The sequence below is a fragment of the Helcococcus massiliensis genome, from assembly GCF_900258485.1.
Classification (GTDB): domain Bacteria; phylum Bacillota; class Clostridia; order Tissierellales; family Peptoniphilaceae; genus Helcococcus; species Helcococcus massiliensis.
This window is the reverse complement of the sequence record NZ_OGVE01000002.1, coordinates 289,115-307,219: the sequence shown is the minus strand read 5'-3', so window position 1 is coordinate 307,219 and position 18,105 is coordinate 289,115. Positions and strand designations below refer to the sequence as shown.

Below are 18,105 nucleotides of genomic sequence, written 5' to 3'. Positions count from 1 at the left end.
TTTTATAGAAAGGAAATATTTATGGGTAAATATTCAGACAAGTTAACAAAAGAACAAAAGTTGGATATGTTGAGATTGATGGAAGAAATCAGACATTTCGACTTAGAATTAGCTAAACTTTACTCAAGAGGTTTAGTTGCAGGTATGACTCACTATTCAGTAGGTGAAGAAGCTGCAAACGTTGGTGCTATTTATGCAATGAAAAAAGAAGACCTTATGTATTCAAACCACAGGGGTCACGGACAAACAATCTCAAAAGGTATTGATCTAAAAAGAATGATGGCTGAAATACTAGGTAAGGCACCTGGCTACTGTAAAGGTAGAGGTGGTTCCATGCACGTATTCAACCTTGAAGTAAACAACATGTCATGTAACGGTATAGTTGGTGGTGGACACGGACTATCAGTTGGTGCAGCACTTGTACAAAAAATGAAGAAAACAGGTAACATTGTTTTAGCAGCTATGGGTGACGGTGCTACAAACGAAGGTTCATTCCACGAAGGATTAAACATGGCTTCTACATGGGACCTACCATTAGTATGGTATGTAATCAACAACAAATATGGTATTTCAATGGACATCAACGACGCTATGAACGTTGACAACGTAGTAGACAGAGCTCCAGCTTATGGTATCCCTGGTATACTTGTTGAAGATGGTAACGACTTATTAGCGGTTTACGATGCGACAATGGAAGCTATCGAACACGCAAGATCAGGTAAAGGACCAGTTTTAGTTGAAGCTAAGACATATAGATGGTTCGGTCACTCAGCATCTGACGCTGGTGCATACAGATCAAGAGAAGAAATTGATTCATGGAGAGAAAGAGATCCAATTGAAGCTTTCAGAAAAGTATTGTTAGAAGACAAGACAGCTACTGAAGAAGAATTAGATGAAATCAGAGAAAAAGCAATAGCAGATATCAAGGAAGCTGTAGAATTTGCTAAAGAAGCACCTTATCCAGAAATTGAAGTTGCCTTCCAAGACAATTTTGCAGACTAGTTAGAGAAATAAAGGAAAGTAAAGAAAGGATTAATCATGGGCGAAATGAAAGAAATGAGATGGCGTGATGCTATAAATCAAGCTATGACAGATGAAATGCGTCAAAACGAAGATGTATTTTTAATGGGTGAAGACGTAGGTATTTTTGGTGGTGACTTCGGTACTACTGTAGGTATGATTGAAGAATTTGGACCGCAAAGAGTTATTGATACACCAATTTCAGAAGCTGCTATAGCAGGTGCTGCTTCAGGTGCAGCATCATTAGGTATGAGACCAATAGTTGACCTTACATTTATGGACTTTGTGACAATAGCTATGGACGCAATTGTTAACCAAGCAGCTCCAATGAGATACATGTTAGGTGGGGAAGTTTCAGTTCCTGTTACATTTAGAGCAGCTAATGGTGCTGGTACAGGTGCTTCATCACAACACCAAAAAACATTAGAAGCATGGTTTACACATATACCAGGTATCAAGGTAGTTGCACCTTCAAATCCAAACGATGCATATGCAATGTTAAGAGCAGCTATTAGAGATAACAACCCAGTTATATACTTAGAACCAAAAACACACTTTGGTAAAAAAGGTATGGTAGATGCATCAGATGATAACATCGGTGTATTAGGTAAGGGTAAAGTATTTAGAGAAGGTAAGGATGTAACAATCGTATCTTGGGGTAAGGCTTTTGAACTAGTAGAAAAAGCTGCAGAAGAAGTTGAGAAACAAGGTATTGATGTTGAAATTATCGACATTGTTACATTAATTCCATTAGATGAAGAAATCATATTTGAATCAATCAAAAAGACAGGAAAATTAATCGTTGTACACGACTCATTCAAAACATCAGGTTTTGGTGGTGAAATAGTTGCTAGAGTTGCTGAAAGTGAAGCATTCGACTTCCTAGACGCACCAATTAGACGTATCGCATCAGCTGATACACACGTACCATCAGCACCAAACTTAGAAAAAGCAGTTCAACCAAGTGTTGAAAAAGTAGTGGATGCAATATTAAAGACAGTTAACAAAGAATAGTTAAAGGAGAAGCTATGAAAGACATGAAATTGAGAGCTACTCCAGCTGCGAGAAGATATGCTGAAGAATATGGCATAGACTTACGCGAAGTAAAAGGCTCTGGAGCGAAAGGTCGTGTACACCTAGATGACGTGACCGAGTACAAGATTTCAGGCGCTATCAAAATTTCACCTCTAGCAAGAAGGATTGCAAAAGTTGAAGGATTAAATGTTGAAGTGCTTGAAGGATCAGGTCCAAGAGGCAAGATCATGAAGAGAGATGTGCTTGCCCTATTGAGCGGTCAAAAGGCTGAAGATGCTAAGGTAGAAACTAAGGCAGAAGAAAAGAAAGAAACAGCAGTTGCAGAAGATGGCACAAGAAGGGAAAAGATGACTGGCGTAAGAAAAGTTATCGGTGCAAGAATGAAGGAATCACAAGAAGTGTCTCCAACTTATTCTGTAACAGTTGCTATCGATATGACAAACTTATTAGCTTTAAGAAAACAAACAGCAGATTTAGTTATCGAAAAGATAGACTTGAAACCATCTGTAACTGACTATATTTCATTAGCAGTTGTTAAAGCTTTAGGTAAACACCCACTTGTAAACGCAAGTGTATCTGAAGATGAAACAGAAATTATTTACCATGACTATGTTTCATTAGGTATAGCAGTAGGTCTTGAAGAAGGACTTTATGTTCCAGTAGTGCATGATGCAGACAAGATGTCATTTACCGAATTAGTAAGTGAAAGTAAGAGAGTAATCAAGGCAACACAAGAAAAGAACTTGAAGTTCAAAGATATGAATGGTTCAACATTCACAATATCTAACTTGGGTATGTTTGGGGTAGATACATTCTCATCAATTATCAACCAACCAAACACAGCTATTTTATCAATAGCTGCTACAAAACAAACACCAGTAGTTGTAGATGGTGAAATTGTAGTAAGACCTATGATGAATATTTCACTAAACGCTGACCACAGAATTATCGATGGTCTAGAAGGCGCTAAATTCATGCAAACATTAAAGGGTAATTTAGAAAATCCAATAGGACTATTAATTTAATTAGGAGGTAGAAGATGGCATATGAAATAATCATGCCGAAAGCCGGCTCTGAAATGGAAGAGGGCGAAATCGTACAATGGCTTGTTAACGAAGGTGACGAAGTTAAAGTTGGTCAACCAATTCTTGAAATTGTAACAGACAAAGTAAACATGGAAGTTGAATCTGAAGAATCAGGTGTTTTACTAAAACAATTATATGGCGCAGGAGATGTTGTTCCTGTTGTTACAACAATTGGTTGGATTGGTGAAGCTGGAGAAGAAATTCCAGAAGCAGGTGGAGCAGCTCCATCAGAAGAAGAACAAGAAGAAGTTAAAAAAGAAGTATTACCAGAATCAGTAGCTAAAGCAGAAACAGAAGAAGCACCAAAGAGAGAAAGAAAAGGTGACTTTGATGTGGCTGTTATCGGTGGTGGACCAGCTGGTTATGTTGCAGCTATTAGAGCAGCACAATTAGGTGGTAAGGTAGCTATCGTTGAAAATTCTGTATTAGGTGGTACATGCTTAAATAGAGGATGTATTCCAACAAAAACATACCTACACAATGCTGAATTAATTTACTCAATTAGAGAAGCTGATGAAAGAGGTATCAAATTAGTAAATGATGCATTCAAAGTAGATATGCCAAAAACTGTTGACGTTAAAAATGAAGTTGTTAAGAAACTTACAGGTGGTATTGCATTCTTAATGAAATCATACGGTATCAAGGTATACAATGGTTTAGGAACTATAACAAAAGATAAAAAAGTTTCTGTAAATGATGGTGAAGAAACAATCGATGCAGACAAGATTATCTTAGCTGGTGGTTCACAACCTATAGTATTAAATGTAGAAGGTGCTGACTCAGATAGAGTATTGACATCAGATGAATTATTAGACTTAGATGTACTACCAAAGAGACTAGTAATAGTTGGTGGTGGTGTAATCGGTTCAGAATTCGGTCAAGCATTCTCAGCATTTGGATCAAAAGTTACAATCATTGAAGGTGGGGACAGAATCTTAAATACTTTAGATAAGGACCTATCAGATGTTGTTACAAAGAGATTCAAAAAAGAAGGCATCGATATTATAACAAATGCAAGATTCAATGGTGTTGTTGAAAAAGAAAAAGAATTATTAGTTAAGGTAGAAGGACAAGATGATATAGTTGCTGACTATGTTCTATTAGCTGTAGGACGTAAGGCTAACCTATCAGCAGTAGCTGACTATGACTTAGAAAAGACAGAAAGAGGCTACTTAAAGGTTAACGACTATATGCAAACATCTGATCCAGACATATATGCACCTGGTGATGTAAATGGTCACTTAATGTTAGCTCACGCAGCATTCAAGATGGGTGAAAGAGCAGCAGAACACGCAATGGGTTCAGCTAAGAAGGTTGACTTAAATACAATTCCTTCAGCTGTATATACATTCCCAGAAGTTGCAGCAGTTGGTTTAACAGAAGAAGCAGCAGCTAAGACACATGATATCAAAGTTGGTAGATTCAACTTCGGAAGCAATGGTAGAGCATTAGCATCTAACAAGGCTGACGGTTTCGTAAAAGTAATCATGGATACAAAATACCACGAAGTATTAGGTGTTCACATTGTTGGACCATCAGCAGCTGAAATCATCAACGAAGCAGTAACAATCATGGAAACAGAAATGATCGTAGATGATGTATTAGAAGCAATGCACGGTCACCCAACATTCTCAGAAGTACTATATGAAGCATTTGCAGATTGCTTAGATAGATCAGTACACTCAGGTAAAAAGAAATAATAGAAATCAGGTAAAAAATGATTTATTTGAAATCTGATAATACAGATCCAGCCTACAACACTGCCCTTGAGTTATTTGCTTTCAATGAGTTGGCAGAAGAGGATGATGTCTTTTATCTATGGATAAATAGACCTTGCATAGTTGTAGGTAAAAATCAAAATACAAGACAAGAAATTGATCAACACTACTGCGACGACCACGATATACAAATCGTGCGTCGTATAAGTGGTGGTGGTGCTGTCTATCATGACTTAAACAACTTAAACTACACAATTATATCAAGTGAAGAAAGTCAGGCTGACTTTGACTTTAAGTCAATGAGTCAGCCCGTGATAGATGCCTTGGCAGAAATGGGTGTTGAAGCCTATTTCACAGGAAGAAATGACCTGCAGATTGGAGACCAAAAGTTTTGTGGTAACGCCCAATACATCAAGGGAAATAGAGTCATGCATCATGGATGTATCATGTTTGATGTTGACTTGTCAGTCTTATCAAAGGCTTTAAAAGTTTCCAAAGATAAAATTGAATCAAAGGGTAAGACTTCCGTTAGGTCAAGGGTTACAAATATCAAAGACCACCTTGAAGATAAGTCATATACAGTTGAAGACTTCGCTGAAAAGCTCAGAGATTTTATGGACAAGAAATATAACATGAAAGAATATAAGATCACTGAAGAAGATGAAAAGAAAATCGAAGAAATCATGAATGAAAAAAACAAATCTTGGGATTGGGTCTATGGAACAAACCCAGACTTTTCAATCCAAAGAAATAGACGTCTTCCTTCAGGAAAGGTTGAAGCCCATATCAATGTAAACAAGGGCCACATAACCGATATGAAGTTTTTCGGAGACTTTTTCGGAGTTAAAGATGTTGATGAACTTGCACACAAGTTGATTGGCGTAAGGTATGACAAAAAATCTATCAAGGAAGTATTAGACCAAGTTAATATAGGTGAATATTTCTTAAATGTTTCCAATGAAGAAGCTTTAGATATTTTGGTTGATTAAAATAGGCCGGTATGGAATTAAATTCCATACCGATTTTTTATTTTTTATTAGAATAAATATTCCAATAAAAGTTAGTATATAAATAAATGTGTAAAATTGTACACGAGATAAAATGAAAACTTTCATGATTTTCAGCTATTTAAACTAAAAACTTTCAAATATTACAAAAACTTTACATTAAAAATGTGAATAAAATGTTGAATAAAAAATCATAGAAAAACCATTTTCCTACAAACGGCTAAAAATAAACGTTTGAGATTGATGGGGGGGGTAATTTTAAGTGTTTAAGTTATTTTAAATAAATTGAGATTAATATATATAATGGGTATAATTAAGTCAGAGAGTATATTTTAAACTTTCTAAAATACACAATACATAAAAATATAAGAAGGGAGAATGTTGTGAAAAGTACAAGTAGAAAAATTCTTTCTTTACTTTTAGCTTTAGTTTTGATTTTACCATTCATGACAATCACTGCTAGAGCAGAAGGTGAAGAAAAAGAAACAGTTGAAGTCAGACCGGTTTCATTAAATATTCAATATAGACATGAAGACGGAAGATATGAAAAAATAGCTGGTGCTATTGCTAAGGCTAAGAACAATTCAACAGGAGAGGAATATACCTTTGAGATGGGTGCAGATGCTTCTGTAGCTAAAAATGAACTTCCTCTAGGAACATATACATTCTCTGTAGTTTCTATACCAGATGAATTTGCTAAAGGGAAAAATCTAAATTTTAGTCAAACTAGAGTAGATGAAGTTAAAAAGGGTAGATTCAATTTAAGTATACCATTTATAATAAAAGATAAACCATTACTAGATGTTTCATTAAACACTCAATTAGAGGGCTTAGATGGAAGCTATACAAACATCCCTAATGCAGTATCAAAAGCTGTAAACAAAGAAACAGGTGTTGAATATATCTTCACGATGGATGAAAAAGGTAATATTCCTCACAACCAACTACCTGAAGGAACATATAAAGTATCAATAGTTTCTGTACCAGATGATTTTGCTAAGGGTAAAAATCTAGATACTAGCGTAACCTACGAAAAAACAGTAACATCACCTGATAACGGGAAAGGATGGACAATTAGAGTAAAAGAATTACCAGCAGAAGAAGAAACACCAGAAACGAAGAAAGTCAACTTCGGATCTAGACTTGCATTTAGAAACCTACCAGGTAAAGAATATGAAAGTTTAGAAAAAACTAATACACCATATAAATTTGTAAATGGAGCAGAAATAAAAATAACAAATGCTGAAACAGGAAAAGAATATACATTTACAACAGATAAAACAGGTTCACACCAAAAAGTAGAAGTTGGTAAGTATACAATAGAATTAGTAGATGTTCCAAAAGAATTAAAAGGTAGATTTGAATGGCCTAAAGCAAGGGAAATTGAAATTAATACTTCTTCAGCACAAGGATTCAATGTGGTAGAAATAATTCCAACAGTTGATGTTTCATTAAACACACAATATATGGATTTAGATAGAAACTTCTCTAGAATACCAAATGCAGTATCAAAAGCTGTAAATACAGAAACAGGTGAAACATTTATCTTCACAATGGATGAAAAAGGTAACATTCCTCACTTAAGATTACCTGAAGGAACATACGAGCTATCATTAGTTTCTCTACCAGATGAATTTAAAGAAGGTAAAAAGTTAGATACAAGTTTCACTGACACTGTAACAATAAAAGAACCTTTCAATAACAAAGGATGGAAAGTTACTGTAAAAGAGTTGCCAGCAGATGCAGAATCAGAAAATCCAGGTGAAGAAAAAGTAACAGTAGATGTTTCACTAAACACACAATATATGGATTTAGATAGAAACTTCTCTAGAATACCTAATGCGGTATCAAAGGCCGTAAACACAGAAACAGGTGAAGAATATATCTTCACAATGGATGCAGAAGGTAATATACCTCATCTACAATTACCAGCAGGAACATATAAACTATCATTAGTTTCTCTACCAGAAGAATTTACTGAAGGTAAAAAACTAGATACTAGCTTTACTGACACTGTAACAATAGAAGAAAATAGTCGTGCTAAAGGTTGGACAGTTACAGTAAAAGAATTACCAGCAGATGAAGAGCCTGAAGTTAAAAAGTATCAAATAGGTCTAGAAGTAAGAGACTTAGAAAACAAGAAAACTAAAGTTACAGTAGAAGTATTAGATAAAGATGGTAAAGTAGTAAAAGGTGATTTCAATGAAATTCTACAATATCTAACAGATGATTTAGATCTTGGAACATACACAATTAAATTATCTAATTTACCAGAAAATACTAAAGCAGTAATAAACGAAAACACATTCAATAAAGCAAAAGAAACTGAAAATAAAAATGAATTTACATTAGAAGTTTCAAAAGAAAATCTAATTACAGCTTTAAGCAATAGAGTTTGGGGAGCTTTCAAATTAGTAGAAGATTTACCAGTTGATGAAGAACCAGAAACACCAGCACCTGGAACAGGTGATGATGATCAAACACCAGCACCAGGAACAGGTGATGACGATCAAACACCAGCACCAGGAACAGGTTATGACGATAATACAGGCACAAACCCAACACCAGAAAAATCAAAGACACCAGAAGTAAATAAAGTAACAGAAGGTGACAAGAAGATAACAGGTAAGGGTGAACCAGAATCTGACATCGTAGTAGAATTACCAGACGGAACAAAACTAGAAGGTAAAGTTGATAAAGACGGAAACTGGACAGTAGAAATTCCAGCTGATAAGACACTAAAAGCAAATGATAGAATTAAAGTAACTCAAACAGAAAAAGGTAAAACAGTTTCAAATATAATAGAAATTGTAGTAAGCAAAAAAACAGATCAAAAAGTTGATGAAAAAGAAACAGAAAAACCAGGTAAAGATGGTAAAGCAGCACCAAAAACAGGTGATGCAGGTGTAATGTTAACATCAGCAGTTACTGCTTTATCAGCAGCAGCATACGTATTTACCAGAAAAAGAAAAGAAGACTAATTAATTAGTTGAAATAAATTTTAGACTGCCTTAGGGCAGTCTTTTTTTGTTTTAAATAGACTATGAAATATTAAAAACAGATAATATAGGTATATTGTTAAAATTAAAATTTTCTTGCATTTTTAGTCATTTTTGTATATATTAATGATAACTATTACATAATAGGAATATAGTAATTGTTTGGAGGAAGGGGAGACATGAAAAAAAGAATTTTTTCGTTAATATTGGTATTAAGTATAGTACTAGGTGCTATTAATCCAATATTTACACAAACAGCCATAGCGGCACAAGATCAAGATATTATCCCGATCGTAAATGGAGAACCTAAAAAGGCTCCTACAAGAAGTGATGGATTAGGTTATTTCAGACTTGATCTAAATATTAATCCGGTTCTAAGATATAAACAGGGGAAAGTTAAAGAAGGGGAGCCTGAAGCTTTCTATGTGGTTAGATCAGGTGAAAAAATAACACTTAAGGATGAATTACCTGAAATAGAGGTTGGTGAAGGCTTTATCTTTAAAGGTTGGCTACCTGCAACTAGAAGTTATATTACTGCATCATTTGAAGAAGCTAAAGATGAGATTACAGTTAGCGGTTCTTTACATAGCTCAGTTGGTAATGATATAACGTATAAAGCAATGTATTCTAAAGCAGTTATCATGAACTTTGATCCAGGTAAACATGGTAAGATTGTTAGTGGACCAGATAAAATAACTTTAGAATTTGAAACTTTACGAGGAAGTACTCACTTTAATGAAGAATCACCTAAGGTAGAAGTAAATAACAATAGTTTTTGGGAATTTACAGGCTGGACTTACAGGCTTCCAAATAGCTTTACACTAGATGGAGACATAGGGTCGAGCAGATCATTTACAAATAAAGCAACATATAAATATATAGGACCAGAAATAGTTCCACAACCAGGTGATGACAAACCAGACGTACCAGAAAACTTTGTACTAGTAGAATTTTTACCAGGTGAACATGGTACACTTTCTGGAACAACCAAATACTGGGTAAATCCAGAAGCAGGAAAGATACTTGCAGATATTACTCCAAAACCAAAAGTGACTGCAAATGAAGGATTCAGATTTACAATTTGGGATAAATCAGGCATAACAGAGATTACTGGTGCATTAAAAGTAACAGCGAATTATGAAGAATTGCCAACACCAGATAACGAAAAATATGAACCTGAAACAGATCCAATAGTAAAAGAACCAGGTGAACCAACAACAGAAGAAGAAGTGATCGACAAGGTAAAAATTCCAAATTATCCAGAAGATAAGGAAGATCCAAAGATTACAGTTAAAAATCCTGATGATTTACCAGATGGAAAGACCCCAGGTGAATATGAAATACCAGTAGTTGTAGAATATCCAGATGGATCAGAAGATGAAACAACAGTAACAGTAATTGTTAAAGACAAACCAGACAATGAAAAATATGAGCCTGAAACAGATCCAATAGTAAAAGAACCAGGTGAACCTACAACAGAAGAAGAAGTAATCGATAAGGTGAAAATTCCAGGTTATCCAGAAGATAAGGAAGATCCAAAGATTACAGTTGAAAATCCTGATGATTTACCAGATGGAGAAACTCCAGGTGAGTATGAAGTACCAGTAATCGTTGAATATCCAGATGGATCAAAAGATAAAACAACAGTAACAGTAATTGTTAAAGACAAACCAGACAATGAAAAATATGAACCTGAAACAGATCCAATAGTAAAAGAACCAGGTGAACCTACAACAGAAGAAGAAGTAATCGATAAGGTAAGAATTCCAGGTTATCCAGAAGATAAGGAAGATCCAAAGATTACAGTTAAGAATCCTGATGACTTACCAGATGGAGAAACTCCAGGTGAATATGAAATACCAGTAGTTGTAGAATATCCAGACGGATCAAAAGACGAAACAACAGTAACAGTAGTTGTTAAAGATAAAGAAAAAGTAGTATTAACATTTGATCCAAACGGTGGTACATGGTCAGATGATTCTACATCTAACAAATATGTAGAAGCTAAAAAAGGTGATGAAATCACAATTTTAGAAGCTCCAACAAGAGAAGGTTACAAATTCTTATACTGGGAGGGTTCAGTATATCAACCAGGTGATAAGTATACAGCTGAAGCCGACCATACATTTGTAGCTAAATGGGAAAAAATAGAAACACCAACACCAGGCGAAGGTGATGATGATCAAACACCAGCCCCAGGAACAGGTGATGACGATAATACAGGCACAAACCCAACACCTGAAAAATCAAAGACACCAACAGTTGACAAAATCACAGATGGTGATAAGGAGATAACAGGTAAGGGTGAACCAGAATCTCAAATAATAGTAGAATTACCAGATGGAACAAAGATTACAGGAAAAGTTGATGAAAACGGAAACTGGACAGTAGAAATTCCAGCTGATAAGACATTAAAAGCAAATGACAGAATCAAAGTAACTCAAACAGAAAAAGGTAAAACAGTTTCAAATATAATAGAAATTGTAGTAAGCAAGAAATCAGATCAAAAAGTTGATGAAAAAGAAACAGAAAAACCAGGTAAAGATGGAAAAGCAGCACCAAAAACAGGTGACGCAGGTGTAATCTTAACATCAGCAGTTACTTTATTATCATCAGCAGCTTACGTATTTACCAAAAAAAGAAAAGAAGACTAATTAATTAGTTGAAATAAATTTTTAGACTGCCTTAGGGCAGTCTTTTTTTGCTCTTAAAGCGTATAGATTGAAATTTTCACAAATAAAGAGTATAATTGATAATATTGCAAAAATGGAGGAATAATATGAAAAGAATATTAACATTATTATTAGCCTTAGTTTTAGTATTTTCATTAGTTGCATGTTCAACATCAAATAAAGAAACACAAACTGAAACTAAAGCAGAAAGTAAAAATGAAACACAAGCTGAAGGTGAAACAAAATCTGAAAACCTTGAAGTTACAGCTATAGCTGTAAAAGGTGATACAGTTTACGCTACAGCTGAAGGTGCAGAAGCAAAAATTGCAACATTAAAGGCTGGAAACCAAACTGAATATAGACAAGGCCACAAATATAGTTTTGTATTAGAAGGTGCTAAAGAAATTTCAGATCCTATAGAAGTTGCAGAAGCAACAATGGAAGGTAGAAAACAAGCCTTACCACTAGATACAAAATTAGTTGCAGACTTATTAGCAAAAGTACCAGAGGCAAAAATTGTTGATAGTAGAACAGCTGAAGAAGTTGCAGCATCAGGTATTGAAAATGCTATAAATGTACCATTTGCTGAATATGAGAAATTACAAGAAGACCAAGAAGGATTAGCAAAATGGGCAGAAACTTTTGCTGATAAATTTACTAATGAAGATGTAATTGTTGTGTTAGGTTCAGACCCAGCACAAAACCAAGAAATTGCATTATTCTTATACAAAGCATTAAATGTACCAGTACAATTTAATGCTGGCTTAGTTTCAGACTATCAAGCTCAATAATAGATTGTGAAAGTGGAGTGAGAAATCATTCCACTTTTTTTCTTGCTATAAAAAGTTTATTAACTGGAAATTTAGCATTCTTAAATAGTTTTGAGATTATTACATAAACATGTCTGTGAAAATATTAATTTTCATTACACTAATGAATCCTAGAGTCATTTGTGGTATGATTATAAGGGGTAGTCACATCTCGATGACTGCTCTTTACCTTACATATTAGGTGAATATTACTAGAGATTATTTAGGAGATTTATAAATGAGAGAATATATTAGGGTGAGACCGAATGGACCATTAAAGGGAGAAGTTACAATTTCTGGAGCGAAAAACTCTGGACTTAAATTGTTGGCTGCTACTTTACTAACCAAGGAAGAAGTAACCATATCAAACCTTCCTCCATTAAAAGATGTGAATGTTATGCTAGATGTGCTTCAATATCTAGGATCAAAAGTAGAAAGAATAGATGATACTACAGTTAAAATTAAAAATGATAATATCACAGACTACATTACACCAATTGAGCTTATGAATAAGATGAGAGCTTCATTTGTTGTGACTGGTCCATTGCTATCAAGATTTGGCAAGTCTATTACCTACATGCCAGGCGGATGCTCTATAGGTTCTAGACCTGTTGACCTACATTTAAAAGGTTTTGAATCCTTAGGTGCTAAGGTTCATATAGGAATAGATGCTATAGATGTAGATGGTTCAGGTGGATTAAAGGGTGCTCCAATCTATCTAGACTTCCCATCTGTAGGAGCTACTGAAAATATCATGATGGCTGCAGTTTTAGCAGAAGGTACAACCACTATAGATAATGCTGCCCAAGAGCCTGAAATTACAGATTTAGCTAACTTTTTAAATAAATTGGGTGCTAAGATAAGGGGGGCAGGAACAAAAACTATTGAAGTAGTTGGAGTAAAGGAGTTAACTGGAGGAAGCCACACAGTTATGCCTGATAGGATAGAAGCTGCTACATACATGGTAGCTGCAGCAATGACCAAGGGCGATGTTTTAGTAAAAGATGTTGTTGCAGCTCACTTGATACCTATTATTGCTAAGTTGAGAGAAAACGGTGCTGAAGTTGAAATCAACGAAGATGAAGATCAAATCAGAGTTATAGGTGCAGATAAGCCAAAGGCTATGAATATCAAAACCCTACCTTATCCAGGTTTACCTACTGATGTTCAATCACAATTTATGACCCTTTTAACAATAAGTGAAGGGGATTCAGTAGTAAAAGAAACTGTTTTTGAAAATAGATTTATGCATGTAGCTGAATTGCAAAAAATGAGAGCCTTGATTGTTACAGATGGTAATGAAGCAAGGATAAAGGGTGTAGATAAACTAGTTGGCACAGATGTGAGAGCCACAGACTTAAGAGCTGGAGCGTCATGTATACTTGCAGGACTAGTTGCTGAAGGTGAAACCAGGGTGCATGATACCTACCACATTTATAGGGGTTACTACGATTTTGAAAAGAAATTTAAGGACCTAGGAGCAGACTTAGAGATAATAAAAGTAGAGGAATAGAATGATAGAAACCAAGGGTACAGTCGAAGATATCATTTATAGAAATCAAGAAAATTTATATACTGTATTTACTTTAGATACAGAAGACGGCTATGTGACAGTAGTCGGTAAAATTTTAGATTTAAATAAGGGTGATATCTTGTCTGTATCTGGTGATCTTGTTTTCCATAAAGATTATGGAGAACAAATACAATTGAAGACTTATGAGAAGATTATGCCTAGCTCTGTATCTCAAATTGAGAAGTACTTGAGTTCAGGCATAATTTCTAATATTGGGCCAAAAAGAGCCAAGCAAATTGTAGATAGGTTCGCTGAAGATACCTTGGATATAATGAGTGATAATCCTGAAAAGCTTTTAGAAATCCCGGGTATAGGTAAGGCCACATTGAAGAAAATAATAGAGTCTTTTGAAGCTGCCCAATCTTCCAGACAAAGTGCTCTTTACTTACAAAAGTTTGAACTTGGGCCAAAGCTTAGTTCCGATATATATGCAAAATATAAGGAAAAAACTAGGGAAGTTATTGAAGAAAATCCTTACCAACTTATAGATGATATTCGAGGTTTAGGTTTTAATACGGCTGATAAAATGGCTAAGGTAATAGGTATCGGCCATGATTCCGAATTTAGGATAAGGGCTGGAATAATATTCGTACTTGCTCAAGCAGAAGCCAAGGACGGAGACTGCTTCTTATATTATGATGATTTTTTAACTCAAGCAGCAAAAACTCTAAATGTAGATCCTAAGCAAGTTGATGAACAAAACTCATTCTTAGTTTTTAACAACAGGGTTAAAATAAATGAACTAGATGGTAGACAGATTATTTATTTAAGAATGGTTTATGATACAGAATTATCCATTAGCCAAAATTTACTTTCCCTATTAAACTCAACAAAAAAATTTGACGGTTTTGACCTAGACTATGAAATTGAAAATGTGGAAAAATTGGAAGGGATAGAATATTCTGAAAGTCAGAAAAAAGCCATAAAGACTGCCTTAGAAGAAAAACTCATGATTATAACTGGTGGGCCGGGTACAGGTAAGACAACCATTATAAAAGCCATCATAATGATTGCTAAAAACCTTAGGTTAAAATTTACCCTATGTGCTCCAACAGGAAGAGCGGCCAAAAGAATGGAAGAATCAACTGGACAAGAATCTTCCACCATTCATAGACTTTTAGGTTACAAGTCTTTCTCAGAAGAATTACTTTTAGACTTCAATGAAGAAAACCCTCTAGATGCAGACTTGGTAATTGTTGATGAAGTTTCCATGGTTGACATCTACCTTATGAATAATTTACTCAAGGCTATAAAAAAAGATGCCATGTTGATATTTGTAGGTGATGCAGACCAGTTGCCATCAGTAGGACCTGGTAATGTCTTAAATGATATGATTGATTCGGGAGTCATTCCTACTATAAAGTTGGATACAATTTTTAGGCAGGGAGAGGGATCAAATATTACCAAAAATGCCCATTTAATCAACCAGGGCAAGCAGCCTATTTTGAATGAAGCAAATAAGGATTTCTTCTTTTTACAAACAAGAAATGATAGTGAAACTTTAGAGACTTTAGTTGACTTAGTTTCTAAAAGATTGCCGGACCATTATAATCTTCATCCGACAGAGGACATCCAGGTTTTGACTCCTTCGAGAAGAGGTCTTTGTGGGGTTGAGAGTATAAATGAGAGACTACAAAGGGAGTTGAATCCTCCAGAGTTCAACAAGCTAGAATTTAAAATGAGAGAGAAGACCTTCAGAGACGGCGACAAGGTCATGCAAACCAAAAACAACTATGAAATAGAGCTGAAGGGTGGTATCTTTGATTCAGTCAAAGGTGTCTTCAATGGAGATATTGGATACATTAAAAATGTTTATCCAGCAACTAGAAATCTAGAAATAGACTATGATGGAAGGACTGCCAAATACACCTACAAAGAAGCTGATGAAATCACCCATGCCTATTGCACAACCATTCATAAGTCCCAGGGATCTGAGTTTCCAATAGTAGTTATACCAATGGCTAGCACGCCTTACATGCTACTTACTAGAAATATTTTATACACAGGAATCACCAGGGGGAAAAGCGTAGTTGTTTTAGTGGGTTCCCTAGATATAATGAGAAGAATGATAGGCAACACAAACGAGAGAAAAAGAAATTCAACATTGGACCATCACCTAAAAAAATATAATATTTAGAGGTGAAAATGTTAAAATATCTTTTTTATTCAAAAGATTATTGCCACATGTGTTTAGAAAATAAGACTGACACATTTATATGTAATGACTGCAAGGAAAGACTAAAGTTTGTAAGTGCAAGCAGAGACCTTAAAGAAGGGCTTTGCTTATATCCCTTGTTTTATAATAACTTTATAAAAGACAAGATTAAAAAGTTTAAATATGAAAGCTCTACCTACTTGGCCAAGACCTTTGTCGAGATTTTGTATGAATTCATATTAGCAGAGGATATAGACTTTGACTATATTTCCTACATATCCATGTATAAAAAGGATGAATATGATAGGGGCTATAACCAGTCTAAGCTTTTAGCTGATTTATTGGCATTAAAGTTCGATAAGAAACTTGTGAACCTTGCGGATAAAATAAAGTCAACCAAACATCAAAACAAGTTAGATAAAGAGGAAAGAAAAACTAATTTACAGGGAGCTTACAGAGTAAGACTAGGATTGGATCTTGAAAATAAAACAATTCTTATAGTAGACGACCTAGTAACAACTGGCTCAACTTTTTCTTCTATTGGAAAGCTAGTTAAAGAAGAATATAATTGTGATTTGATTTTCCTAGCCTTGGCATCTAGCAGGCTTGGTGAAGAAGATGAAGAATGAATTAACTTCCTTAAGTTGGATTAACTCCACTTGGGGAAGTTTTTTGTGATTTTTGTTTGGGGATTATGAAAGAATGGGGGAGATTTAGGATGGTGTGCGTCTTAAAAGTCGGAATTCATGTAAGGATTTTAAGTACCAGAATCCACATGAAAAATAGGTTAGGTGTTTCATGACAGGAGAGAAAAACGTTGGAATACGCATGAAATCCTGACCCTGTAAATCATGACAGGCAGAAGAAGTTGTCAAATAGACATGAAAAGTGATAATTGGAAATCATGACAGGCAGAGAAAACTGCCAAATAGACATGAAAAGTGGGGATTGGAATTCATGACAGTGTGAGAAAATCTTAAATCCTCATCATCAGTCAGATCTAAAAGTGATGAAGAAACCACTAAACTACTAAAAGCCTTTAATCCGCCAACCCCACCCCAGAAAAACTATGTACCACCAATATTTTATGATATGATAAATATATCAGAGTTTTAACTAACAAGGAGTAATTATGAGACTAGAAATAAAAAATGTTAATAAAACATTTGATAAGACTCAAATCCTTCATGATGTAACTTTCACTGTAGAAAGTGGAAGAGCCATGGGATTTTTGGGTAGGAATGGTGCCGGTAAAACTACAACTATCAGGTCTTTAATGGATGTTTTTAAGGCTGATAGTGGAGAGTTTTTAATAGATGGTCAACCCCTAGACAGAAACAAGTATAAAATTGGATACTTGCCAGAAGAAAGGGGTATGTACCAAAAAATAAAGCTTCTAGACCAGTTGGTATATTTTGGTGAACTAAAGGGCATGACTAAAGATGAAGCCAAAGAAAGAGCCATGGCAGGTTTAGAAAGATTAGAGTTAGAATCTTATGCCAATAAAAAAATGGAAACCCTATCTAAGGGTAACCAACAAAAGGTTCAAATTTTACAATCTGTAATTAATGATCCAGATATCATTATTTTTGATGAGCCATTTTCAGGCTTGGACCCTGTAAATGCTCAAGTACTAAAAGATATAATTGTAGAATATATAAACAAGGACAGGATTGTTTTATTTTCATCCCACCAAATGAATCTTGTAGAAGAATTTTGTGATGATATTACTTTTATTAAAAAAGGACACATTTTATTATCAGACAACTTAAACAAGGTAAAAGAAGAAATGGGTGAAGGCAAATACTTGCTAAAGACTGATAATGAAGACCTAGAATCTCTATCAGGTATAGATGGTATAAATAATGTTGAAGTATTTAAACATCAGCTTTTAATTGAAGCTGATAAAGATTTAGCTACAAATGAACTTTTATCAAGGATAATGGATAAGGGATTTGTAATTGAGTCATTCCAACCTTATAGACCTTCATTAGAAAAGATATTTATAGACTTAGACAAGAAGGAGTTATAG

Annotated in this window: 12 protein-coding genes; all 12 read left to right on the top strand. The window is 34.8% G+C overall.

What is annotated here, in order from left to right:
* Window positions 1-21: 21 nt before the first annotated feature.
* The 12 genes from C4Q29_RS03015 to C4Q29_RS02960 all read left to right on the top strand — a co-directional run bounded on the left by C4Q29_RS03015 (window position 22) and on the right by C4Q29_RS02960 (window position 18,105).
* Window positions 22-1,002, top strand: coding sequence for a thiamine pyrophosphate-dependent dehydrogenase E1 component subunit alpha (locus tag C4Q29_RS03015; RefSeq protein WP_103981355.1), 981 nt, complete (start codon window positions 22-24; stop codon window positions 1,000-1,002).
* A gap of 36 nt (window positions 1,003-1,038) precedes the next feature.
* A complete protein-coding gene (locus C4Q29_RS03010) occupies window positions 1,039-2,034 on the top strand; it encodes an alpha-ketoacid dehydrogenase subunit beta (protein ID WP_103981354.1) in 996 nt (331 codons plus the stop codon).
* A 14-nt stretch (window positions 2,035-2,048) separates the two neighbouring features.
* The gene (locus C4Q29_RS03005; RefSeq protein WP_103981353.1) at window positions 2,049-3,080 is read left to right on the top strand and encodes a 2-oxo acid dehydrogenase subunit E2; all 1,032 of its coding nucleotides are present in this window, start codon (window positions 2,049-2,051) and stop codon (window positions 3,078-3,080) included.
* Between the two features lie 14 nt (window positions 3,081-3,094).
* The gene (gene lpdA / locus C4Q29_RS03000; protein WP_103981352.1) at window positions 3,095-4,840 is read left to right on the top strand and encodes a dihydrolipoyl dehydrogenase; all 1,746 of its coding nucleotides are present in this window, start codon (window positions 3,095-3,097) and stop codon (window positions 4,838-4,840) included.
* 17 nt (window positions 4,841-4,857) lie between these two features.
* On the top strand, window positions 4,858-5,847 hold the full coding sequence (gene lplA / locus C4Q29_RS02995) for a lipoate--protein ligase (RefSeq protein ID WP_103981351.1): 990 nt from the start codon (window positions 4,858-4,860) through the stop codon (window positions 5,845-5,847).
* 401 nt (window positions 5,848-6,248) lie between these two features.
* Window positions 6,249-8,846, top strand: a complete 2,598-nt coding sequence (locus C4Q29_RS02990) for an Ig-like domain-containing protein (RefSeq protein ID WP_103981350.1) — start codon at window positions 6,249-6,251, stop codon at window positions 8,844-8,846.
* A gap of 197 nt (window positions 8,847-9,043) precedes the next feature.
* Window positions 9,044-11,518 carry a Rib/alpha-like domain-containing protein gene (locus C4Q29_RS02985; protein ID WP_103981349.1) on the top strand — a complete coding sequence of 825 codons (2,475 nt, stop codon included), beginning with the start codon at window positions 9,044-9,046 and terminating at the stop codon, window positions 11,516-11,518.
* A 125-nt stretch (window positions 11,519-11,643) separates the two neighbouring features.
* Complete coding sequence (locus tag C4Q29_RS02980; protein ID WP_103981348.1) at window positions 11,644-12,327, top strand: rhodanese-like domain-containing protein; 684 nt, start codon at window positions 11,644-11,646, stop codon at window positions 12,325-12,327.
* Window positions 12,328-12,583: 256 nt separating this feature from the next.
* A complete protein-coding gene (murA, locus tag C4Q29_RS02975; RefSeq protein WP_103981347.1) occupies window positions 12,584-13,858 on the top strand; it encodes a UDP-N-acetylglucosamine 1-carboxyvinyltransferase in 1,275 nt (424 codons plus the stop codon).
* Between the two features lies 1 nt (window position 13,859).
* Entirely contained in the window at window positions 13,860-16,055 is a 2,196-nt protein-coding gene (gene recD2, locus C4Q29_RS02970; RefSeq protein WP_103981346.1) for an SF1B family DNA helicase RecD2, read from the top strand.
* A gap of 8 nt (window positions 16,056-16,063) precedes the next feature.
* The gene (locus C4Q29_RS02965) at window positions 16,064-16,702 is read left to right on the top strand and encodes a ComF family protein (RefSeq protein WP_103981345.1); all 639 of its coding nucleotides are present in this window, start codon (window positions 16,064-16,066) and stop codon (window positions 16,700-16,702) included.
* 503 nt (window positions 16,703-17,205) lie between these two features.
* Window positions 17,206-18,105: an ABC transporter ATP-binding protein gene (locus C4Q29_RS02960; RefSeq protein WP_103981344.1), complete on the top strand. Its 900-nt coding sequence runs from the start codon at window positions 17,206-17,208 to the stop codon at window positions 18,103-18,105.